Origin of the sequence: Acidovorax sp. Root219 (assembly GCF_001428665.1) — a bacterium.
GTDB lineage: Bacteria > Pseudomonadota > Gammaproteobacteria > Burkholderiales > Burkholderiaceae_C > Acidovorax.
Genome location: NZ_LMIJ01000016.1, coordinates 65,936 through 87,456, shown reverse-complemented (window position 1 = coordinate 87,456; position 21,521 = coordinate 65,936). Strand labels below are relative to the sequence as shown.

At 58.7% G+C, this 21,521-nt stretch carries 17 protein-coding genes and 1 pseudogene; 10 read left to right on the top strand and 8 right to left on the bottom strand.

All coding sequences use genetic code 11. The features are described 5' to 3' along the window. Both ASE28_RS33130 and ASE28_RS18630 read right to left on the bottom strand, forming a co-directional pair. A pseudogene (locus ASE28_RS33130) lies at positions 1-277 on the bottom strand (methyl-accepting chemotaxis protein); the annotation flags it as partial. A gap of 1 nt (position 278) precedes the next feature. Beyond that, positions 279-1,077: MCP four helix bundle domain-containing protein (locus ASE28_RS18630; protein ID WP_369818224.1), on the bottom strand; the 799-nt coding region annotated here is incomplete at its 3' end. Positions 1,078-1,332: 255 nt separating this feature from the next. On the opposite strand from ASE28_RS18630, the gene ASE28_RS18625 reads away from it, so the two are divergent. The 7 genes from ASE28_RS18625 (at position 1,333) to ASE28_RS18595 (ending at position 11,439) form a co-directional block, all read left to right on the top strand. Continuing rightward, entirely contained in the window at positions 1,333-1,737 is a 405-nt protein-coding gene (locus tag ASE28_RS18625; protein ID WP_057267965.1) for a two-component system response regulator, read from the top strand. A gap of 517 nt (positions 1,738-2,254) precedes the next feature. Then, on the top strand, positions 2,255-4,432 hold the full coding sequence (locus ASE28_RS18620) for an ATP-binding protein (protein WP_157422031.1): 2,178 nt from the start codon (positions 2,255-2,257) through the stop codon (positions 4,430-4,432). Between the two features lie 593 nt (positions 4,433-5,025). After that, the gene (locus ASE28_RS18615) at positions 5,026-5,595 is read left to right on the top strand and encodes a heme NO-binding domain-containing protein (protein ID WP_057267963.1); all 570 of its coding nucleotides are present in this window, start codon (positions 5,026-5,028) and stop codon (positions 5,593-5,595) included. After that, positions 5,595-8,249 carry an EAL domain-containing protein gene (locus ASE28_RS18610; RefSeq protein WP_057267962.1) on the top strand — a complete coding sequence of 885 codons (2,655 nt, stop codon included), beginning with the start codon at positions 5,595-5,597 and terminating at the stop codon, positions 8,247-8,249. Before ASE28_RS18615 ends, ASE28_RS18610 begins: the two co-directional genes overlap by 1 nt. Positions 8,250-8,997: 748 nt before the next feature. After that, a complete protein-coding gene (locus ASE28_RS18605) occupies positions 8,998-9,801 on the top strand; it encodes an alpha/beta fold hydrolase (protein WP_082608139.1) in 804 nt (267 codons plus the stop codon). Continuing rightward, positions 9,801-10,937 (top strand): PAS domain-containing sensor histidine kinase, encoded by a 1,137-nt coding sequence (locus ASE28_RS18600; RefSeq protein WP_057267960.1) that lies wholly within the window; start codon positions 9,801-9,803, stop codon positions 10,935-10,937. The genes ASE28_RS18605 and ASE28_RS18600 overlap by 1 nt, the downstream gene beginning before the upstream one ends. Before the next feature lie 151 nt (positions 10,938-11,088). Beyond that, entirely contained in the window at positions 11,089-11,439 is a 351-nt protein-coding gene (locus ASE28_RS18595; RefSeq protein ID WP_057267959.1) for a hypothetical protein, read from the top strand. A 220-nt stretch (positions 11,440-11,659) separates the two neighbouring features. Here ASE28_RS18595 and ASE28_RS18590 read toward each other — a convergent pair whose 3' ends face one another. Next, entirely contained in the window at positions 11,660-12,520 is an 861-nt protein-coding gene (locus ASE28_RS18590; protein ID WP_057268019.1) for an NAD(P)H-binding protein, read from the bottom strand. Positions 12,521-12,783: 263 nt separating this feature from the next. On the opposite strand from ASE28_RS18590, the gene ASE28_RS18585 reads away from it, so the two are divergent. Then, positions 12,784-13,458 (top strand): response regulator transcription factor, encoded by a 675-nt coding sequence (locus ASE28_RS18585; RefSeq protein WP_057267958.1) that lies wholly within the window; start codon positions 12,784-12,786, stop codon positions 13,456-13,458. Positions 13,459-13,522: 64 nt separating this feature from the next. On the opposite strand, the gene ASE28_RS31505 is transcribed toward ASE28_RS18585, so the two are convergent. From ASE28_RS31505 to ASE28_RS18565, 5 genes are all read right to left on the bottom strand, one after another. Further along, positions 13,523-13,732, bottom strand: coding sequence for a DUF3606 domain-containing protein (locus ASE28_RS31505; RefSeq protein WP_082608138.1), 210 nt, complete (start codon positions 13,730-13,732; stop codon positions 13,523-13,525). A gap of 514 nt (positions 13,733-14,246) precedes the next feature. Next, on the bottom strand, positions 14,247-14,570 hold the full coding sequence (locus ASE28_RS18580; protein ID WP_157422030.1) for a hypothetical protein: 324 nt from the start codon (positions 14,568-14,570) through the stop codon (positions 14,247-14,249). A gap of 48 nt (positions 14,571-14,618) precedes the next feature. Then, positions 14,619-15,119 carry a DUF4142 domain-containing protein gene (locus ASE28_RS18575; RefSeq protein ID WP_057267956.1) on the bottom strand — a complete coding sequence of 167 codons (501 nt, stop codon included), beginning with the start codon at positions 15,117-15,119 and terminating at the stop codon, positions 14,619-14,621. A gap of 51 nt (positions 15,120-15,170) precedes the next feature. Then, on the bottom strand, positions 15,171-17,591 hold the full coding sequence (locus ASE28_RS18570) for a catalase (RefSeq protein WP_057267955.1): 2,421 nt from the start codon (positions 17,589-17,591) through the stop codon (positions 15,171-15,173). Between the two features lie 511 nt (positions 17,592-18,102). Then, positions 18,103-19,011, bottom strand: coding sequence for an alpha/beta fold hydrolase (locus ASE28_RS18565; RefSeq protein ID WP_057267954.1), 909 nt, complete (start codon positions 19,009-19,011; stop codon positions 18,103-18,105). A 444-nt stretch (positions 19,012-19,455) separates the two neighbouring features. Between ASE28_RS18565 and imuA the strand changes: the two genes are divergently transcribed. Continuing rightward, the gene (gene imuA, locus ASE28_RS18560; RefSeq protein WP_057267953.1) at positions 19,456-20,253 is read left to right on the top strand and encodes a translesion DNA synthesis-associated protein ImuA; all 798 of its coding nucleotides are present in this window, start codon (positions 19,456-19,458) and stop codon (positions 20,251-20,253) included. Then, positions 20,189-21,514: a DNA polymerase Y family protein gene (locus ASE28_RS18555; RefSeq protein ID WP_057267952.1), complete on the top strand. Its 1,326-nt coding sequence runs from the start codon at positions 20,189-20,191 to the stop codon at positions 21,512-21,514. The genes imuA and ASE28_RS18555 overlap by 65 nt, the downstream gene beginning before the upstream one ends. Positions 21,515-21,521: the final 7 nt, after the last annotated feature.

The following is a 21,521-nucleotide window of genomic DNA, read 5'->3' as shown; positions in this document are numbered from 1 at the left end:
CACTTCGCTGGCCACCACGGCAAAGCCCCGGCCTTGTTCGCCCGCCCGGGCGGCTTCCACCGCTGCATTGAGGGCCAGGATGTTGGTCTGGAAGGCGATGCCGTCGATGACGCTGATGATGTCGGCGATCTTGCTGCTGCTGGCGTTGATGCCTTTCATGGTCTCGACCACTTCGGCCACCACGTCGCCGCCCTGTACGGCCACGGTGGAGGCACTCAGCGCCAGCTGGTTGGCCTGGCGTGCGTTGTCGGCGTTCTGGCGCACGGTGGAGCCAAGCNTGTTGCCCGAGGCAATCTGGGCGCTGGCCGAGGCCACGCTTTCGGCGTTGCCGCGCACCGTGGTCACGGTATTCACCAGGCTTTGCTGCATGCGCTGCAGGGCGCTGAGCAGGTGGCCGGTCTCATCGCGGGACTGCACGACGATGTCGCCGCTGAGGTCGCCGGCGGCAACGCGGTCGGCGGCCTGCACGGCCTGGGCCAGGGGGCGGGTGATGGAGCGGATGATGGTGATGGCCAGGAAGATCGCCAGGGCGATGGCCAGTGCGCCGGCGATCAGCACGTCGCGCTGCAGGGCCGCAGCCGCTTCTTCGGCCTCCTTGCCGGCTTCGTCGGTGAGCTGCGCCTGGAAATCCACCTGATCGCGCAGTGTCTTCTGGTAGTCGAGCTGGATGGGGCGCAGTTTTTCTTCCAGCAGTTTGGTCGCCTCGTCTTTCTGGCCTTTTTGCACCAGTGCCAGAAACTCGTCGCCTCGCGCGAAGAACTCGGAACGCGACTTGAGCATACTGGCAAGCAACTCCTTTCCTTTGGGTGAGGAAACCAGTGTGTCCAGCAGCTTGTATTGATCCGCAGTGATGGCTCGCTGAGAGCTTATCTGCTCGAGGGCTGACTTGGTGACGGGTTCTGCACTGAAGATCAGGAGGTTGCGAAACTGAATTGACTGCGTGTTAATGCTGTTGGCCAGCACCCCGAGGGCTCTGGTGATCGGCACGCGCGTGTTGATGACGTCGTCGAGCTTGGACCGCTGGGCCGCAGACCGAAATAGGCTGGTGGCGCCCAGTGCAATCAGAAGCAGCACCATCGCAGCAAACGCAAGCGTTAATCGCACGGAAATCTTGAACTTGCTCATTGCGTCTCCATTGGTTTTATAGTCTCCACAATCACTATGGCTGATGAATGAGCACATGTCCATCCTCCGGCCACACCGGCTCGAAACACTGCATCAACCTGTCGTCCAGTCCCTGAGGCCGCACATTTTGTAACCCAAAACTGCACGGAATGGGCTCGCGAAAAAGTAGTAAAAAAGCGCACAATCCCTTCTTTTATTGAGGCTGCTGTGAAGGACATCCTCGTGGTCGCCAGTTTTCCAGAGGCGCTAGAACTCATGGTCGAGCTTCTCGAGCAATCGGGCTACAGCGTACGGCAGGCGATGACAGGCGCAGCTGCTCTTGCTCAAATGTTCCATCAACTTGCACCTGTTGTAGTGATCGACGACGACCTCCCCGATTTCACGGGCGTCGATCTTTCAACTCATCTCAAAGAGGCTGCCGAAGTCGCGTGGCACACCAAATGCATCACCATCGCAGTCCGTGGGGATATGGTGCACGATGAAGTTGCAGGTTGGTCCGGGACCGATCACCTCATTCTCAAACCGCTCAATTTTGATGTTTTCGATGCTTTGATTGCAGACTGCTGTGATGCCAGATTTTTGCCGATCTCAAGCAGGCGTTTACTTCAGTAGCGAGGCACATGGGGCACATATTTAAAGCGGTGAGGTTGACGCCGCAGTCTTATGAAATTGGTCCGGGGCAGTGGCGAGCGCATGTGATCATGCATCTAGAGAGCGGTGCGGGTCCAACTGTCGAGGCGCTCGCCGCGCTGCGTTGTTTCGATTCAGAGGCTGAAGCGAATGCGATCGCTTTGAGCTGGGCGAGAACGCTAGTAGCCCGGGGAACTTGGGCGAATGGTAAGCACCTGTCCAGATCGATGGATAAGGGTGCTAATTTCTAGCGAGATCTGATAGCTAGCCCTAACATGGCCGACGATAACGGAAGGTATCGCAGGGTATCACCTCTGTATTGAGCTATGCCTAGCGCCCCAGGGTTTAGGCCCACTAGAACTGCTACGGACGTTGATAGCAATTGGCGCATAAGACACAGACCCAACCTTAGTGTTCGCTTACCGTAGAGTACTTAGCACTCACCACCGAGAGGCTCGGGTCGCATCGCGTTTCGCTGAGACTACCCAATAATTTGATCATGCAGACCAATACAAACGCCTCTCTGCCAACATTGGGTGCCAAGCCTGCATTGGATGGGGAAATGGCTCACGCCATTGCAGCATTCCCGTGGCAAGCGCACACGCTAGGCGAGCCCATAGCTTGGCCGCCGAGCCTCAGAAATGCGGTGATGCTCTTGCTTGAGTGCAAACTTCCAATGTACTTGGCATGGGGACCGGAACTCACACAGTTCTACAACGACGCATACCGGCCGATCTTGGGTGACAAGCATACCGAGGCATTGGGTCGTTCGGCACGCGATACCTGGAGAGAGATCTGGCCCACCATCGGGCCCATGTGGGACGAAGTTCTGAACGGTAAATCGATAGGATTCGACGACTACAAGCTCACCATCGAGAGGTACGGATACCCAGAGGATTGTTACTTCAACTTTTCCTATAGTCCCGTACGCGATGACGACGGTCATGTCGCTGGCGTTTTTGTGACCTTCGCGGAAACCACCAGCAAGGTCTTGGGAGAACGCAGATACAAGTTCCTGGATGATCTCGCTCAGGCGACGCGTCACATCAATGCTCCACAAGATGTGATGAACACGACCTCACGCATGCTTGGTGAGTACCTCGGGGTAAACCGCTGCGCGTATGCGCATGTGCTCGATGACGAGAACACATTCGATCTCATTGGAGACTATAACGACGGGGTCCAAAGCATCGTGGGCAGATACAAGTTCACTGACTTCGGTGTGCCAGTGAGCAATTTGATGAAGGCCAACCAGCCCTACGTCAATGACAATGTCGAAACGCATGCTCTGACAAAAGGCACGGACCTTTCGGCCTATCGCATGACGGCCATCCAAGCGGTTATCTGCCTGCCTCTCCATAAGAACGGAAGGTTCGTCGCGGCGATGGCGGTACACCAAGCCACGCCTAGAGCTTGGACTCGTAACGAGATCGATCTGGTGCAAACGGCGGTCGATCGGTGTTGGGAATCGCTTGAGCGGATCCGCGCTGAGGAGGCTCGTTTGCAGTTGCTCAATAGCGAACGTGCTGCGCGTCAAGAGGCCGAGCGCGCCAATTCGGTCAAGGACAATTTTCTTGCCACCCTCTCGCATGAGTTGCGCACTCCACTGACCGCCATAACGGGATGGGTACATATCCTCAGAAAAAAGCTCAGCTCCGACCAGGTCGAGCTTCACAAAGGTGTGGACGTGATTGAGCGATGCACGAAAGCGCAGATTCGCCTCATCGACGACTTGCTAGACATGAGCAAGATCGGCTCGGGCAAGCTCAATCTGGACTTGCAGCCGCTTGACCCGGCTGTTTCGGTTCGGTCCGCTTGCGAGATGATGATGACCCAAGCTCAAATCGCTGGCGTGCATCTCTCGACACACATCGAGGCCGTGCATGCGGTTTTGGGCGACGCGAGCAGACTGCAACAAGTCGTCTGGAATTTGCTCGTCAATGCCCTCAAATTCACGCCAAGAGGTGGCAAGGTTACCGTGAGCGTCAACAACAATGGCGCGGAAGTCGTCATCACGGTCTCTGACACTGGCATCGGGATTCCCAAAGACTTTTTGCCGCACATGTTTGAGCGCTTCCGCCAGGCGGACGGGACGATCACCCGCAAATATGGTGGGCTCGGTCTCGGCCTCTCGATTGTTCAGCACCTGGTGGAGCTGCACGGTGGTACGGTAACAGCCCGTAGTGAGGGCGATTGTTTAGGTTCTTCGTTTACCGTGGCTTTGCCAGCCTACAGGGGAGAAGCCCAGGCTCCAGATGTTGAAGCAGCAGATGCGATAGAAATCGACTTGTCCGGCAAACGGATTCTGGTGGTCGACGATGAAGAAGACATCCTGGAGTTGCTGAGAACAATACTTCAGGACAGTGGTGCACATGTGATTGCCGTCTCGGACGCCCACGCAGCAATGGCTCAGGTAGCGAGCAAAAGGCCAGAAATAATTTGCTGCGACATAGGCATGCCTAGCATCGACGGGTATGAATTTATCAAATGGCTGCGCCAGCGCTCGGACGTGCAGGGAGGAAGAACCCCCGTCATAGCGATGACTGCATTCGCCAGGCAGCAAGATCGCACCCGCTCTCTGGCCAGCGGGTTTGATATGCACCTGTCCAAACCTATCGAGCCGGCCGAGGTGCTTGCGGCGGTATCTGTAGTACTTTCCCGCGATGCAAAGGCCTGAAGCGGCAAAACGTGTCTCGCGCTCGCTCCACAATGATTCCTTCGCTAACTTGCCTGCCACTTGAAATGCACTGCGCACAGTGCTTCGAATCGCCCCCGGCTTTCATGGAGTTCGGCGGTAAAAAGTATCCAGCCGCCGTGGCAGACTAGCCGGCGAGTTGCCAGTACCTGTTGGCTCAGCTTCGGTGGGCGGGATGTAGCCAATGGGCTCGAGCAGGCGACGGTTGAGAAGCACGGATTGAATGGAAGTTTTCGCCGGTCTCGCTATGGCGCATATGGTGAAGTGTTCTATAAAAATTCTTGAAGGCTCCGAATTTGCCTGGGGCCAGAGGCATCACGTATGGCCAGGGAGCAATGACATCGAAGTCGACATCAAGGAGTCAGCGCGGATCAATTGGCCGATTTTCCGGGCTTCAGATATGTGTTGAAAGCCCTGGGCACCAATCAGATGGTAGGCAGAAGTCCGCCCCGAATCGGACATGTCAACTATCACCAGTCAAAGGCAGATTCATGGGAGTCGCCGTTCCGCGTTAACATGGGTTGCTGCAATAACTGCGCATCGCGGACTTGAGGTCATGACTAGGGAGTGATGCTATGTATGGACTGGTCAATCAGGCGCTTGAGGATTTCGTCATACAGGGGTTCGGCAATTCTGCGTGGGAAAGGATTCGTCAGGGTGCGGGCATCAACGATGACATGTTCATCGCGATGGATGGCTACCCGGACCAAACGACTTTCAAGCTCGTCACTGCAGCCACCCAGGTATTGGGCCTTGATGCCGCGCAGGTACTGGAAGGCTTCGGCAACCACTGGGTGCTCTATACCGCGGAGTCTGGCTATGGCGAGATGCTCAACATGTTCGGTTCGGATCTTCGGTCGTTTCTCAACAACTTGGACAATCTTCACAGCCATGTAGGTATGAGTTTCCCCGCATTGAGGCCGCCCTCGTTCACGGTAGAAGAGGTCGAGGGCAGCGCGGGGTTGCTGTTGCACTATCGAAGCGAGCGCGCGGGATTGGCCCCGATGGTGGTCGGACTGCTGAAGGGCCTGGGCGAGCGCTTTTCACAAAAAATCAATGTCCAACAGACGGCTTTTCGTGGGGTGGACGACCATGACGTCTTCCGCATCGAGTACGTCGATGCCGACCCATCGCCCGCCCAGTGATGGAAGCGCCCAAGTTCAACCTGTCACCTGAACAGTTCGCCGCTGCGTTCCCTTTTCATGTCGCGTTCGACGAGCAACTCCGAGTGCTGCAGACTGGGGCGGTGCTGCACCGCCTTTGCCCGGCGTTGGTGGAGGGCGCCGGGTTCGACGAGCACTTCACGGTTCAGCGTCCCGTCCTAAAGCGTCTGGATTACGACGCAATCCATCTGCACGAGAAATCGCTCTTCGTATTGCAGCACCGCGCGGGACCTTTGCGCCTGCGAGGTCAGTTCGTCGTGCAGGACCGGCGACTGGTCTTCCTGGGATCGCCCTGGGTGGCCGAAATGGCTGACATAAGCCGGCTTGGGCTGGCGCTCAGCGATTTCGCTGTGCACGATCCCGTCGTCGACCTCCTATTCCTGCTGCAAACCAAGAACAAGTCTTTGGACGACGGGAAAGTGCTGGCGCAACGCCTTCGGACCAGCCAACAACGGCTTGCCGAAGCGCAGGAGCTGGCGAAGCTGGGCAGTTGGGTGCTCGATCCGGAGACCGGCCAGATCGACTTCTCCGACGAGGCTCGCCGCATCTATGGGTTCGATTTGACAACCGAGAATCCCACATTGGTTCGCCTGATGGCGCTCGTGCCAGCGATTGAGCGGGTTGGACTCAACGAGGCGATCCAGCAGGCAGCGCAGAGCGAGGCCCCTCTTGAGTTCGAGCACCGCGTGAACGCACCTGACAGGGCCGAAAGGTGGATCCATGTCACTTTGCAAGGATCCGTGCAAAACGACGTCATCATCGTCCGTGCCGCAGTGCGCGACGAGACCACCAACAAAAAGTCCGCCTTGCGATTGGCGTTGGCCCACCACGTCGCCCAGAAACTGGCCGCAGACGTCGAGCCCGAGAGCGCGATGGCGTTCATCCTGTCGTCGATTGGCGCGCAGATGGATTGGGCGGCCGGGGTGTGTTGGGGCATGGAAGCCGACTCTCGGGTGCGCTGCCTGAGTGCCTGGGCGGCGTCGGACGATGCGGCATCGCACGAGTTCAGCGCGGCCATGCGCGTCTTCAGTGGACTGCGCCCGGACGGAAACCTCGACGCCGCCTGGTCCGCCGGCAAACCCCTGTGGCGCGTGATCGACTTGGCCGACGCATCACAAGTTCGGGATCAGCTCGCCGCCCGATGCGGCCTGAATGCAGCAGTGGTCATCCCGGTCGTTGCAGGTGCGCAGCTCATGGCGCTCGAATTTTTCAGCCACGCCCCGATCGCCATCGACCGCGAGATCGAGGGTTTCATGAGCTCGATTGGGAGTCAGTTGGCGCAGTACTTGCGCCGCAAGCAAGCCGAGGCGGCGCTGCGGCATGCTGCGCACCATGACGAGTTGACCGGCCTGGCCAGCCGCTCCTTGCTGCAGGATCAGTTGGCGCAGGCCCTGCAGCGCGCTGCACGGCAGAAGACCAAGGTCGCGGTGCTGTTCATGGACCTCGACCGTTTCAAATCCATCAATGACAGCCTGGGCCACAGTGCCGGAGACGTGTTGCTTCGGGCCTGCGCGAATCGACTGCGGGAGAACGTGCGGCTAAGCGACACCGTGGCTCGATTCGGTGGTGACGAATTCGTATTGGTGTTCGAGGGCCTGGAGAACGCGCAGGACGTGATCGCACCGCTGGCGAAAGTTGTGAGCTTGTTCAACCTCCCCTTCGAAGTCAAGGGGGGCGAGCTGCCAACCACCGCAAGCATAGGCATCAGTCTGTTTCCGGACGACGGGCAGGATGTCGAGACCCTGTTGATGAACGCTGACGCGGCGATGTATCGAGCCAAGGGAATGGGTCCAGGAAACCATCACTTCTATTCGTCGCAAATGAGCGCGCAGGGCAAGCAGCAACTAGCGCTGGAGAGTAGTCTTCCTCGCGCTCTGGAGAGAGACGAACTGTTCCTCGTGTACCAGCCCAAGCTCGATCTGACTACCGGGCTTGTAACGGGAGTAGAAGCGCTCATGCGATGGCGCCACCCTACGATGGGCCTTGTCTCGCCTCTGCAATTCATCCCCATCGCGGAGGACATCGGCCTGATTGACAGCATGGGGCACTGGGCGTTGGAAGTCGCCTGCCGGGATGCGAGAACGTGGAGTGACCAGGGCCACCCCATTCAGGTGAGCGTCAACTTGTCGGCGCGGCAGCTCAACCGCCACCTTCTGGCTGAGGAGGTGGCGCAGGTCTTGGCAAGGGCCGGACTCCAACCCGCCCAACTCGAACTCGAGATAACCGAAAGCGGCGTCATGCGCAACCCCGCCCAGGCGGCAGTGCGGCTGCGCGAGCTTCGCCATCTCGGTGTGTCCCTGGCGATCGACGATTTCGGCACCGGGTACTCCTCGTTGTCTTATCTACGCAACTTCCCCTTGAGCACCTTGAAAATCGATCGATCTTTTGTCAAGGATCTGCCGCTTGACGAGGATGCTTCAGCCCTGACTGCGGGCATTCTCGCGTTGGCGCGCAGCCTGCGTTTAAAGGTGGTGGCCGAGGGCGTCGAGAACATGGAGCAGTTAGGCTTTCTGCGAGCGAATGGCTGTGATGAAATCCAAGGCTTCTCCCTCAGTAAACCGATCACCGCAGATGAAATGAGTCGATTTCTCAAGCGGGATCTGAGCAATTTCGTGACTTCGGGCGCGACGGCATAGACCCAAGTTAGGGCCGGTGACAAACAGACTGGTCGCAATCATCCTTCTGCAGGACGAAGGGCAATAAGTCGTAGTGCGCGTGCTAATTAGTCAGAACTTGGATGCGGCCGATATAGTGAACGACGCACAAGGTAGGCCTTGGACCGGGCAGTAGCGGCCATGCGTCATCGCGTCGAGGCTTGGTGACCGCTGGCTTGGCAACTTGTCCACTGGCTTAAGACCGCCCGCTTGCTGGTGTCCACACGCGCAAACCTCAACCAGTCCACGCGCCAAAGATTTTCTCGTGTGGGGATGCCTAGACGAACGTCGAGACCGGACCTCCGACAGACGTTGCAAATTCCTGACCGCTCTCCGCGGGGCACCTCAGTCCACTTCACGAGGCACGCCAAGCGCCGCTACTGTAGGACAACTTCGCGTGACTAAAGGGTCATTCAGCAGTCGTGACGTTCGCAGCACCTATGGACTATCCTTCTTGGTCCACAAGAAATGATAGTTAGGAGATGGTTTCTGTCTGTTGAGACATGGCTTTCCAACGCCGCATACGATGCAGACATAAGCCTGTCTGCTTCAACCCCAACTCATGGTGGTTGACAGCTACCCACACACCCGAGAAATGCTCACGAAGCTGGCCGTCTGTTGATCAGGCAAGCACTGCCGAGGACGGCGCGAGAGCTTTACGCCGAATGTGTGCTCATCTGATTCCCAGACGGAACCCGGTCCAATTTAAGGCTTTCTACCAGAAGGTGTCATGTCAACAGCGGTTAGAAACAATGTCCGTGTTTCAGGCTCGGGGCCTGCGACGCTCTTCTTCGCCCATGGGTTTGGCTGCGACCAGAACATGTGGCGCCTCCTCGCCCCGGCATACGCAGACCGCTACAAGACAGTCTTGTTTGATCTGGTAGGAAGCGGAAGCTCAGACCTTACAGCGTTCGATCCTGCCAAGTACAGCACCCTTCAAGGCTACGCTGACGACTTGGTTGAGATCGTCGAAGAGTTCAGTGATGGCCCAGCCATTCTCGTCGGTCACTCCGTCAGTGCGATGGTAGGCATCTTGGCTGACCTTGCAGCACCAGGAAAATTTGCGGCCCACGTCATGGTGGGCCCCTCTCCCTGCTACATCAACGACGGCGACTACATCGGTGGGTTTTCACGCGAAGACATTGAGTCTCTTTTGGACACGCTGGAAAGCAACTACCTCGGCTGGTCCAGCACAATGGCGCCCGCGATCATGGGCAATCCAGAGCGGCCTGAGCTTGGCCAGGAACTGAGCAACAGCTTTTGCCGTACCGATCCTGAAATCGCTAAGCACTTTGCTCGGGTCACCTTCCTCTCGGACCACCGGGCTCAGCTGCCGCAGCTGACGACCCCCTCCCTGATTCTTCAATGCGACGAAGACATGATTGCGCCTGTCGCGGTAGGTGAGTACATGCACAGGATGCTGCCAAACAGCACGCTCAAAATCATCGAGAACGTGGGTCACTGTCCGCATTTGAGCCAGCCCAGTGTGAGCGCAGACGCTATCGATCAGTTCCTGGCGGAACATAGTCTTTGATGGAAGCAGCCGGCTCCAGTCCCGATTCTGATTCGCTGGAAAGCCTCCCCTGCGGAGTGCTGACCACCGACTCTAAAGGCCTGATTCTTCAGGCGAATTCCACGTTTTGCGAGTGGGCTGGATATGGATGCGATGAAGTAATCGGCGTGCGCCGCCTTCAGGACTTTCTGACCATGGGGGGCCGGCTTTTCTACCAGACCCACTTGGCGCCGTTATTGGTCATGCAGGGTTCCATCTCAGAGGTGAAACTTGATGTACTCCACAAAGACAGGAGCCACATCCCCATCGTCATCAACGCCAAGCGCCTCCTGCGCGACGGCGAATGGCTACTGAAGGTTGCCGCGTTCATCGCCCGCGATCGGGACAAGTATGAGCGTGAGCTTCTTCTTTCACGGAAGACACTTGAAGGCGCTGCAGCCGAAGCAACCCGCCTCAAGAAGCAGTCTGAGGATCGCGCGCTTTTCGCGGAGCAGATGATCGGCATCGTTAGCCATGATCTGCGCAATCCACTTTCTGCTATCCGTCTCGGAATGCAGCTATTGGACAGGCAAGGGGTAACGCCTCAACAGCGAGAAACGCTTGGTCGCGTAAATAGAGCAGTTGATCGAGCCCACCAATTGATCAAAGACCTCCTCGATTTCACCTCGGCACGTATAGGCTCTGGAATTGCTGTAAACCTCAAATCCTCAAATCTGCATGATGTGGTTGCCGATACCGTGGAAGAGCTGACACTGGCTTTTCCTGACCGGCGGATTGCTCATCTTCGCGAGGGAACGGGGAGCTGCGAGCTTGATGCCAACCGGATCGCCCAGGCACTTGCAAATCTGGTCAGCAACGCGGTCGCCTATGGGCAGATCGCTACCGACATTACGGTGACTTCGGCAATGACTCCGAAAGGATGGTACGTTGAAGTGCACAACTGGGGTCATCCCATCGCTGGCGCTGCAATGGAGATGTTGTTCATGCCCATGGTGCGAGGCGTGACGGAAGACAGCGGAAACAGAAACGTGGGCTTAGGACTGTTCATCGTCAACGAGATTGCGAAAGCCCATGGAGGAGTGATCGAGGTGACATCCACCGCAGCACTGGGGACTGCGTTCCGGCTGGCTTTCAACGACATGCCCAGGGATGCTTGAGTTCGAGCGTCTCACCCTTTGCACTGTCTGCCAGGAAGTCTCAGAGTCAAGGCCATTGAGGACGCAACCGCGCCGATAGACGAACCCAGCGTGCGTGGAAAGCCTGGTTTCGATCCACGGCAGGATGGCCGCAACACCCAGGAGAAAAAAGATGGACAAAAAGCGATGGAATGCCGAGACCCTCATGCGCGGCGAAAAGGCTATGAGCGACCTTGAGACCTTTTGGGGTAACTTCAAGGCCAGTACACGCGAAGGGCGAAGGCTCATGATGTCGCAACTTCCCAGCCTCCGCTCAGAACTCGCGGGGGTGAGTGAAGCCGACAGTTATGTGCTTGAGCGCCTGACCAAACTGGATGACGCATGCAGGCAACTATCGCGACTCCAACCTATGAGCTTCAGCGAAGAAGATCAGATCGTGTTCGCACTAGGTGACGTCTCCGTGATCCGCGGCCAGCTGCACATGCTGGGCATTGTTGAAGAGGAAACGGCCGCCCCCAAATAGCCAAATACCGCCTCCTAGCGCTACCCTCCTACACATCAGGACACTGGCAAGGCGCCCGATGGCCTGCTCCACCAAGAAGCCCCCCTGTAGTGCGGCTGGCACCAAGTTTTCAGTTCCGGGAAACTCCATCGGACTGATGAAGGCCAACAGCACTAGGCTTGCGACTCACGTGGAACCCGTACCTCTCCGCGATCTCGCCGTGGAGGGCCGCCGGGACCGATCAAGCTCTTGCAAATGCACTATGCAGATATTCGTCAAAGCTGGTATCCCCCCGCACAGAGTCGTCCGGCATCGCAAAACCATTGTCTATGCTGAGGCGTGTCATCCTGGCGTATGACTCAGCCGCCGCTGCCGAGAATCCCAGCGCCCGGAACGCCTCTTCCAGTTGGGCGCGCGGCGTGACAACCACCTCCACGGGTCTGCCCAACACTTGAGAAAGGCTTTGTGCCACGTCCCTTGGACTGTATCGCCTAGGCCCTTCGACATGGCGAAGGGCCACGTCGCCCACCGAGGAAAGCAATCGTTCAGCTGCGTACTTGCCCAAGTCGCTTGGCGCCACCATCGGAATCGCCATGTCAGCGGGGATCATTGAATGCAACTGGCCTGTTTGGCGCACGGCGTCGATCTGAGCGAACCAATTGGTCATGTAGTAAGCACCGCGCTGCACAGCGGCGGGAGTGGATAACCTCCCCAGGCCTTGCTCTAGTTCCCAAAGCACGTTGAGATCCCCGATGCGATCTCCGGCCTGGGCCCCGCCGGTTGAAGCCGCAACCACCTTCTCCAGCCCCGATTCTTCCAACGCTTCCAGGATATTGGCGACAGTCTGCCGTTCCACGATATCCGTATCCAGCGATGTGTCTGCGGGCGGATTGAGCACGAAAGCGCGGCGTCCTTGCTTGAACGCGGCCCTGAGAGAAGCAGGCTTCCAGATATCCGCCACCAGAATCTCCGCTCCGCGTTGTCTCCATTCGTTCGCGTACTCGGCGTGATGAGTGACGATGCCAACAGGCTCACCTCGCGCCAAAAGAGTTGAGACCACACCAGAGCCCACGTGACCGGTGCCTCCCATGACTACGTACATATGCAGATCCTCCATACGAAATTCAGGTATCCATTTTTTGACCTCCTACCGACAGATCCTGTCAGCAGGTCAGGCAAATTGGTAACAGGGCGATTCCTAACGAGGGCAGCGCGACCAACCACTGAGCACGTCCTTGAGCCGCCAATGCTGAGCTGCCTTCGGAGTTTTCCTACATCGAAATCAGAAAGGCTGGAAGTGCTATGGCAGTTCCGATTGATAGAGTGATTGCGGTTTCCAACCAATAAAAAGTTTGTGAGGGATCAATGCTGCAAGCAGACTTTAAAAAATCTAAGCTCACGCAAAAGAACTTCAGAGTTGCACTGGTGGACGACCATGCGATCGTGCGCAGAGGGTTGCGCGAATACCTCGAAAGCCATGACGACATTCACATCGTTGCCGAAGCAGGCAACGGTCGTGAAGCGATGAACTTGGTGCGCGACCACGCCATTGACGTTCTGGTGCTTGATCTGACGATGCCCCAATTCAGTGGCTTGGATGCATTGGCCAGCTTGAAGGCCCGCTCGCCAGATACGGGTATTCTCATTTTCTCGGGCATGCCAGTTTCGCAATACGCCATCACCCTCCTGCAACAAGGGGTAGCTGCCTACCTCAATAAGGACTGCGATCCTGAAGAAGTGGTGCGCGCTATTCGAGTCGTCGGCGAAGGTCGCCGATACCTCACAAACGAGGTGGCTGAGTTGCTCGCCCAGGAGGTTTTCAAACCAACGCCAGGCCTTCCCCATGAGTCGCTGAAGGGGCGGGAGTTTCAGGTCTTCTTGAAACTGGCTCAAGGGGAGGATGTTGGTGCAATCGGCAGAATGCTCAATTTAAGCACCAAGACAGTAAGCACCTACCGCACCCGAACCTTGAAAAAGCTCGGGCTTGAAAGCAACAGTGAGGTGACCTACTACGCGCTAAAGCAAGGCCTCATCGATTGACAACGGCATCCATTGAGGGCTGTGCGTATTCGCAAGGGCGACGCAACACCTGCCGCCGAGTCCGCTATTTAGAGCCCGACTGTTGAACCCTATCAGCATTTGTTGTACTTCGCGCTCCCTTAAGGTGCATCTCAATATCGGCCGCCTTGTCGCCGACCTGGGCAACTGCGTCCTTCAGTTGTTCTTCAGTCGTGTCAAGCTCACGCGTCCAACGAGCCAGTGATGCGGCGTCATCGACGTCAATGCGATCTGGTTGAGGGTTTGATTGCGTCATCAGATATGTCCTTTGTGGTTGGTCTGTCGTTCCAAATGCTAGCCATGTGAGCCGGTCTGCACTGTAGGCGAACAGCACCATCTGCCTGCTGCAACGGATGAACTACCGGATTGAGGCACCGGCCCTCGTTGCGGGTTGGAGTCCCACCTTGAAACTCCGAAGGATGATTGCTCACGCCGTTCGAAATTCGATGGACGCCCTGTCTCCAGCATCAAATTTGCGCGAAGAAAATCGGCGCGGCCGTTTGTTATCTGGCGCCCTGTAGACGCAGGAGCCAGAAGTGCTTGTGCCTTGTTTCCCCCCAACAGGCCTGGATGCCGCACCCCACCTCTGGCCACTCTTTGCCCGAAGCCTATAAGTAAGCAAAATACGACGGAGGCGACGGCTGCGCGACTTTCACCTTCGCCGGTGTACGCACGCTCTGAAATGGCATTGCCCCGCGGCCAGCGGTCGAGTCGGCCGGGTTTGTGGGCTTCACTTTTGCGTCAATCAGTGAGGAACAGGCGCAGTGCGATCAAGGATGACTCCGGCGGTTGACCACATCCAGTATGAACATGTTGATCTTCTGAATGTCATCACGATACCGTTCCGCCTGCTCACTCGACACAACACTACCGACGAGGTCGATCTGGTCGAGAAAGCTTTTTGCCACGGCAGAAGGTGTGGGGTGAGATTCGACTAGGGCCTGACCCAGCGCAATCAAGGCAGCAATTGTCGAGTGATTGCGTTCCGCCTCTGCTGCCAAGCCGGCAAGCATTTGGGATTGGCGCTCAATGGCCGCCTCCAAATCTTGGATGGACGCCGGCGGCGAATGCGCTTCACTTGGATGTTGTTCCATAGGTCCTCGGTCAACTCCACTCACCGAAATCGCCTTACGCTCCCGGCATCAATGCTTGTGCGCTTTCTTGAGACCTTCAGCGTGTTCCTTGTGCGCCTTCAATGTGGGCAGTGTCTTTGAGGCAAATGCCCTGACCTCTGCGTCATCCGCACGCTTACTGGTGTTTTCGAACAGGGCAATATCCATCTTGTGGTCATCAATGCCCACCTCTTTCACAAATTCCTTGTCGAAGTCTTTAGCGGTCGCGATCTTCTCCAGTCTTTTTTGCTTGTCGGCGGGGACCGCCTCAGGCAGCACGGCCCCCTTCGCCTTCGCCAGTGCCTTCAGCTCTTCATTTGCGGCACCATGGTCTTTAACCAACATTGCGCCGTAGGACTTCACTGCTTCAGATCCGCCCTTTTGCTGTGCAAGCTTTCCGGCCTCCACCTCGTACAGGCCTCCACCACCAGCCTTGGTAAAGAATTCTTGATCTTTCTTGCTAACCTCCGCATGAGCGCCAAAGGACAAAATGGCCACGCATAGGGCCGCTGCGACTTGAGCTGTATTCATCAGTTATCTCCGGTGAAAGGACGGAAGGAAGGGCCCGAGTGGGCCCGTCCGTTAAACCATTGGCGGGTCAGTTTCCCGCTCTGGGTGCCGATGTCGCGCTATCCCTTGGATGAACGAGTTGAAGTCGGTGGCCGATGCTCCAAGGAACATTCCAGGATCCGGGTCGCCTGACGGCAGAGTTGCTGGAATCTGCGCCTTGAGCATCAGAGCTGCCGAGGCCGGCATCACCAAGATGGTCTTGCAGTGGCGATGCTGATCCTTGATGAATTCCGCAGTGTGACCATCCCTCGCCAAGGCCTGCACACCTGCTTCACCATCGGGCAAAGCCAGTGCATCGAAGAGGAACCCGGGCTCGTTCTCCAGTGAAGCGTCGGCGTTAATCGCCACACCGTCGCTGGTCTTGACCGGGCCAATGCGTGGCGCAACGAAGCGCGGTACGGCGCCTTGGGTGAAAAGGGCTTCGTGCAGCGCCACCGCGCTTTTGCCAACAATGCCATCGGCAACAAGAATGGCAACTTTGCGTCCCTTGATGCTTCCGTCGCCTGGTCGAGCGAGAAGAGACAAGGCCGGCGATTTGGACACCTCAGGCTTCGGAGCTTTAGCCAGCGCCCGGGGCATCGCTTCAGGCAACGCTGCCATGCCAAGACCCGTTGCCACCTGCTGCGCGAGGTCATCGGACACATTGCGCAGGGAGGCAACCATGCGCTCACGAATCGCTGGCACCGTCACCTTGCTCAATTCAAAGCGGAATGCGGCCGCAATGTGGGCTTGCTCCACAGGAGTCTGGCTGTTGAAGAACAGAGTTGCCTGGGTGTAATGGTCCGCGAACTTTTCAGGTTTTGCGCGTACCTTGCCTTGGGACTCCTTGGCCTGAATCCTGGCGGGGACGGAGACAAAGCCTTGAGCTGCACCGGCTTGGAACGGACAGCCGCCGCCCAGCGAGTTAGGCTCATACGCGACCTTGCCGCGATGGATGGCCTGGCGGTGCATGCCGTCACGCTGGTTGTTGTGCACCGGGGCGATGGGTGAGTTGATGGGCAGCTCGTGAAAGTTGGGGCCGCCCAGGCGCGAGATCTGAGTGTCCACATATGAGTGGATGCGCCCCGCAAGCAAAGGGTCGTTGGAAAAATCGATGCCCGGCACCACGTGCGCGGTGCAGAAGGCCACCTGCTCGGTCTCGGCAAAGAAGTTGTCGGGGTTGCGGTTGAGCACCATGCGGCCGATGGGGCGTACGGGGATCAGCTCTTCCGGAATGATCTTGGTCGCGTCCAAAATGTCGAAGCTGAACTTGTCCGCTTGCTCTTCCGTGAATACCTGCACGCCTAGCTCGTATTCGGGATAGGCGCCCGCCTCGATACGCTCCCACAGATCACGGCGGTGAAAGTCTGGATCGGCGCCGGAGATCTTGACCGCTTCGTCCCACACCAGCGAATGGGTGCCTGCCTTCGGGTTCCAGTGGAACTTGACGAAGACCGACTCGCCCGCGGCATTCACGAAGCGAAAGCTGTGAACGCCAAAGCCCTGCATAGTGGCGTAGCTGCGTGGAATACCGCGGTCCGACATGGCCCACATCAGCATGTGCGTGGACTCGGGCATCAGCGAAACGAAGTCCCAAAAGGTGTCGTGCGCGCTCGCGGCCTGTGGCATCGCATGGTGTGGCTCAGGCTTGACAGCATGCACCAGGTCCGGGAACTTCATCGCGTCCTGGATGAAGAACACCGGCATGTTGTTGCCCACTAGGTCCCAGTTGCCTTCGTCGGTGTAGAACTTGACAGCAAAGCCGCGCACATCGCGCGCCGTGTCCTTGGAGCCTCGCTCACCCTGCACGGTAGAAAAGCGCACGAACACGGGGGTGATCTTGCCGGCCTCATTGAACGGCGCGGCGCGCGTGAGGTCCGTCAGGGGTTCGTAGCATTCGAAGAAACCGTGCGCACCAGATCCGCGCGCGTGCACGATGCGCTCGGGGATGCGCTCATGGTCGAAATGCGTGATCTTCTCGCGCAGGATGAAGTCTTCGAGCAGCACCGGGCCGCGCTCGCCGTACTTGAGAGAATTTTGGTTGTCGGCGATTGGCACACCCTGGTTGGTGGTGAGCACCTGGCCGGCGGAATCGACGCGCACGCGGTCGAGCGGTGCGATGGTCGCATTGACGCCTTCAGGGGCAACCGTCCCAGTCTTGGCACTGCTGTTTGCTTCCGACACGGTGCTACCTGATGGCAGCCGCGAGGCCGGCTCCACAGTAGCACCTGGCGCAGGGCTCACCCCGTTGGTGAAACCATGCTCTCCCGCTTTATTGGCGTTGTATGGTTTCGCGGAGGCGAGGTCGTTGGTTTCTCCCGCCTTCGCGGAGAGAACGTCAGCAGCTGGCCCGAGAGCGGAAGGCGCGCTGTCCGTATTTCTGGCAGGTGCTGCAGCAGTTGATGGAACAGGCGCGGCAGCGCCCTTGGCAGCACGCGTAGGATCTTTGGGCATTGTGTACCTTCGTCACTGGGTTGTGGGGAAGGCACAGGTTAAGGTCCTCGCCGTGACGGTTTGTAGGACTTTGGCTCAACCGATCAGCACAAAGAAATAGCCCGGCGGAGCAGGCAAGTTGCAACTAAATGATGGTCAGCCCGAGCGACTTGTCAGCGTCACCCGTTTTGTTGCGGCTGGCAAACTGCGCATATTGAAGGGTGGGCAACTGGCGTTGTCCTACGAGGGCCTGAACCCAAAAGCTGCAGTCTCGCTCTACATCAAGGATGTTGTTATGACTCAGCCACTCTTCAAACTTCCGAACAGCCGGGTCTCGGACACAACGCGTGAATGTGCTGTGCACAAGGACCAACGCAGTATCCAAGGCGGATGCGAAATTCGACCGTCCGTCTGGATATGCGCCGAGTGCTGGCAGGCCAAACTTGGAATCATCAAGGGCAGGCGCAGCCAGTCTTCCAAATAGCCACGTCAACGGCTGGGCCTGGATTTCGGAAGTGATGCGCCAGCGCGGTCAGCCTTTGTCTCTGACTAGTTCCAGCACCGCCATGGCGAATTCCTGAGGTGCTTCTTGCGGTAGGTTGTGGCCGACGTCGTCCAGGATTCGATGGTCGCGCAGAGCGCTGAAGCGTGCTGCATGTACCGACGCATCCGCAGGCGGACGCACCCCGTCGTTGGCGCCATCCAAGGTGATAGATGGAACGGTGATGACGGGTTGCTGGGCAAGCTTCGCTTCGATGTTTGCATAGGCCGGATCACCAGGCACCAAGGCGTAGCGGTGCCGGTACGAGTGGATTACCACTTCGACGAAATCCGGGTTGTCGAAGGCGGCAGCGCTCTGCTCGAAAGTCGCATCGTCGAAGCGCCAGGTCGGTGACCACAGTTGCCACAGTAGCTTGGAAAATGCCCTGCGGTTTTGCTCAAGCCCAGCTCGACCGCGCTCGCCATGGAGGTAGTATTGATACCAGAGCCGCAGCTCTTTTTCAGGTGCTTCCGGCTCCATGGCCCTGGCGATGTTCTGGATGTTGTAGCTGTTCACCGAGACCAGACCCGCGCAACGCTGGGGCCACAGCGCGGCGACCACACACGCGGCCCGGCCACCCCAGTCGTAGCCCGCAAGCACCGCCCGCTCAATGCCAAGGCTGTCCAGGAACGCGAGCAAATCGGCCCCAAGCGCGGCCTGCTCGCCGGATCGCAAGTTTGACGCGTTCACAAACCGCGTGCCGCCATACCCGCGCAGGTAAGGCACCAGCACGCGGCAGCCTGCATCCGCCAGCAAAGGAGCTACTTCTTGGTAACTGTGGATGTCGTACGGAAAGCCATGCATCACTACCACAGGCGGCCCGGCGGTAGGGCCTTGCTCGAAGTATGCGATGTCGAGCACGCCGGCCCGAACGTGGCGAAGTGGTTCCATGCGTTTCATTCGTATTTCCTCGCGCATCGGTCGCCGGTCACAGCTAGAAGGGGAAGTCATCGTCCCACAACAAGCGATCGCCGTAGCGCATCGCTCCCTGGGCATCGCGCTCGACCACCCTGCGGTAGTTGGTAAATCCACAGTAGCCACAGCGATTCATGGGGGCAGTCTGATCGGTTTCCATCGTTGAGCTCTTATACAGAAATGTGCCTTTAAGTCATTTCAGGCATAGCGGCATCCTGACCTTGCACCAGGGTTTCGTCGGCATGGCCCGCCTGGTCATCGCAAATATTTTCCACCGTACTCGATCACTTGATCCTCCCGCGCAGGCGCTGATTTCGCCGCTATCGATTTCAGTGCGAGCCGCATGCAATGGCCTTCAACCGCCGTCGGAACCCTCTTTCCATGTCAGTAAGTCTGTCCATATACTGTATTTAATTACAGTATTTTGCCATGCCTGCCGCCCACGCTTCCCAGTCCTTCGACACCCAGAGCCTGCCCATTTCGGTACGGGAATCTGTATGGCTGGGCGACGACCTGGTGCACGACGGCCACCCGACAATCTCCACGGGTTTTGACCTGTTGGACGCCTCCCTGCCCGGGGGTGGCTGGCCCACACGCGCCCTGACCGAGGTCCTCACGGCCCAAGCACCGCTGTGCGAATGGCGCCTGCTGGGCAGAAGCTTGCCCAGCCTGGTCCAGAACGGCGGCCAGATACTGCTCGTTGCCCCACCCCAGCAGCCCCATGCCGGTGGCCTGGCTCAGCTCGGAGTTCCCGCCGACCAGATCGTCTGGATTCAGGCCAAGACGCCAGCCGAGCGCTTGTGGGTGACGGAGCAATTGGTGAAGTCCAATCCCCGCGGCGCGGTGCTTTCCTGGCTCCCCCAAGTCCGCTCGGACCAGATCAGGCGCCTGCAGGTGCATGCCCAGTCCTGCCAGTCGCCTGTCTTTCTCTTTCGGCCTTTGAACGCGCAGCGAGAGGCCTCGCCGGCGCCACTGCGCACCCTGGTGTCGCTCGGCACAGGCTGGAACATCGACGTGCGCATCCTCAAGCGCCGTGGTACGCCCTGCCATGACGTGCTGGAACTGCAGGCCATCCCCGGCCGCCTGAGCCAGGTGCTGCCGCCGCGACTGCGCCGCCTGGACACCGATTTCGCCATCCCCCTGCGCAGAGAGGAGGCCACCGATGATCGGCATCTGGGCCGCACTGCTACCGCACAAGACCAGCACCGAGTCCTGCACCGCCATTGACCTGCCTTCCCTGGCTGTTTGGGCGCTGCAGTTCTCTCCAAGGGTGGCAGTGCGCGAAGAAGTGGTCCTGGTTGAGGTCGGGGCCAGCGCACGCCTGTTTGGCGGCCTGTCGCACTTGCGAGGGCGCATCGAATCGGAAGCCAGTGAGTTGGGCGTTGAAGCCTTCGCTTGGGCCCCGACGGGCACCGCCGCGCTGGCTCTGGTGCGCTCGCGCGTGGTGGATGGCTTTGCCGGCCCGCTGCCATCCATCCTCGACAAACTACCGCTGGAGATGATCACCGCCGTGGCGCGCCATCAAGGCACGCTGCACCGCCTCGGATCACGCACGCTGGGTGATGTGCGCAAGCTGCCCCGGGGTGGCCTGGGTCGGCGCTTCGACAAGGACCTGCTTCACAGCCTGGACCAGGCCTACGGACTGCGTCCCGAGGTCTGCGAGTGGCAGCAACTTCCCGAAACCTTCAGTGCCCGCCTGGAGTTCATGTTCCGTGTCGAAAACGCGATGGCACTGATGTTCGGCGCCCGCCGCTTGTTACTCCAGATGTCCGGCTGGCTAGCGGCCAGGCACATGGGCGTCACCTCGTTCACGCTTCGCTGGGCCCATGACGCGATGCGCGCCAAGACCGCAGGCACTGGCGGCGAGATCACCGTGCGCACGGCAGAGCCCACGCAGAACGTGGACCACCTGGGCCGCTTGCTCAGCGAGCACCTGTCCAAGGTCGAGCTGCTGGCACCCGCCGGTGACATTGAGCTGCTTGCTTCCGAGACCATCCCCATCAAGCAGGAGAGCAAGTCGCTCCTGCCTGAGACCATCCGCCAGGGTGAAGCCACGTCCCTGGTGCTGGAGCGCGTGCAGGCCCGCCTGGGCAAGGATCGCGTGGTACGCCCCGTCCTGAATGCCGACCACCGCCCCGAATGGATGCAGTGTTGGCAGGGTGCGGAGATGGCGCGCCCCCGCGCTTCGCTCCCCTGCCACGAGCTGCCGCTGCCCGCATGGGTGCTGCCCGAACCGCTGCGTCTGGCCGAGCGGGAGCACCGCCCGATATACCAAGGCCAACTGCAGTTGCTGCTGGGCCCGGACCGCGTGGAAGGCGGCTGGTGGCACCGAGAGCCTTCGGTGGCTACCAGCGCAACTGCCGGCCAGCTCAACGTGCAGCGCGACTACTGGATCGCCTTGAGCCGGCACGCCGGCGTGCTGTGGATCTTCCAACGCCGCCTGGCCGAGGACGAGACAGGCTGGTTCCTTCACGGCCTGTACGCCTGAACGATGC

What these genes read in the sequence shown, in the direction of transcription:
- ASE28_RS18620 (WP_157422031.1), top strand. Translation starts at nt 2,255, where the DNA reads ATGCAGACCAATACAAACGCCTCTCTGCCAACATTGGGTGCCAAGCCT.
- ASE28_RS18565 (WP_057267954.1), bottom strand. Translation starts at nt 19,011, where the DNA reads ATGAAACGCATGGAACCACTTCGCCACGTTCGGGCCGGCGTGCTCGAC.
- ASE28_RS18590 (WP_057268019.1), bottom strand. Translation starts at nt 12,520, where the DNA reads ATGTACGTAGTCATGGGAGGCACCGGTCACGTGGGCTCTGGTGTGGTC.
- ASE28_RS18555 (WP_057267952.1), top strand. Translation starts at nt 20,189, where the DNA reads ATGATCGGCATCTGGGCCGCACTGCTACCGCACAAGACCAGCACCGAG.
- ASE28_RS31505 (WP_082608138.1), bottom strand. Translation starts at nt 13,732, where the DNA reads ATGACGCAATCAAACCCTCAACCAGATCGCATTGACGTCGATGACGCC.
- ASE28_RS18605 (WP_082608139.1), top strand. Translation starts at nt 8,998, where the DNA reads ATGTCAACAGCGGTTAGAAACAATGTCCGTGTTTCAGGCTCGGGGCCT.
- ASE28_RS18600 (WP_057267960.1), top strand. Translation starts at nt 9,801, where the DNA reads ATGGAAGCAGCCGGCTCCAGTCCCGATTCTGATTCGCTGGAAAGCCTC.
- ASE28_RS18615 (WP_057267963.1), top strand. Translation starts at nt 5,026, where the DNA reads ATGTATGGACTGGTCAATCAGGCGCTTGAGGATTTCGTCATACAGGGG.
- ASE28_RS18575 (WP_057267956.1), bottom strand. Translation starts at nt 15,119, where the DNA reads ATGAATACAGCTCAAGTCGCAGCGGCCCTATGCGTGGCCATTTTGTCC.
- ASE28_RS18570 (WP_057267955.1), bottom strand. Translation starts at nt 17,591, where the DNA reads ATGCCCAAAGATCCTACGCGTGCTGCCAAGGGCGCTGCCGCGCCTGTT.
- imuA (WP_057267953.1), top strand. Translation starts at nt 19,456, where the DNA reads ATGCCTGCCGCCCACGCTTCCCAGTCCTTCGACACCCAGAGCCTGCCC.
- ASE28_RS18595 (WP_057267959.1), top strand. Translation starts at nt 11,089, where the DNA reads ATGGACAAAAAGCGATGGAATGCCGAGACCCTCATGCGCGGCGAAAAG.
- ASE28_RS18585 (WP_057267958.1), top strand. Translation starts at nt 12,784, where the DNA reads ATGCTGCAAGCAGACTTTAAAAAATCTAAGCTCACGCAAAAGAACTTC.
- ASE28_RS18610 (WP_057267962.1), top strand. Translation starts at nt 5,595, where the DNA reads ATGGAAGCGCCCAAGTTCAACCTGTCACCTGAACAGTTCGCCGCTGCG.
- ASE28_RS18580 (WP_157422030.1), bottom strand. Translation starts at nt 14,570, where the DNA reads ATGGAACAACATCCAAGTGAAGCGCATTCGCCGCCGGCGTCCATCCAA.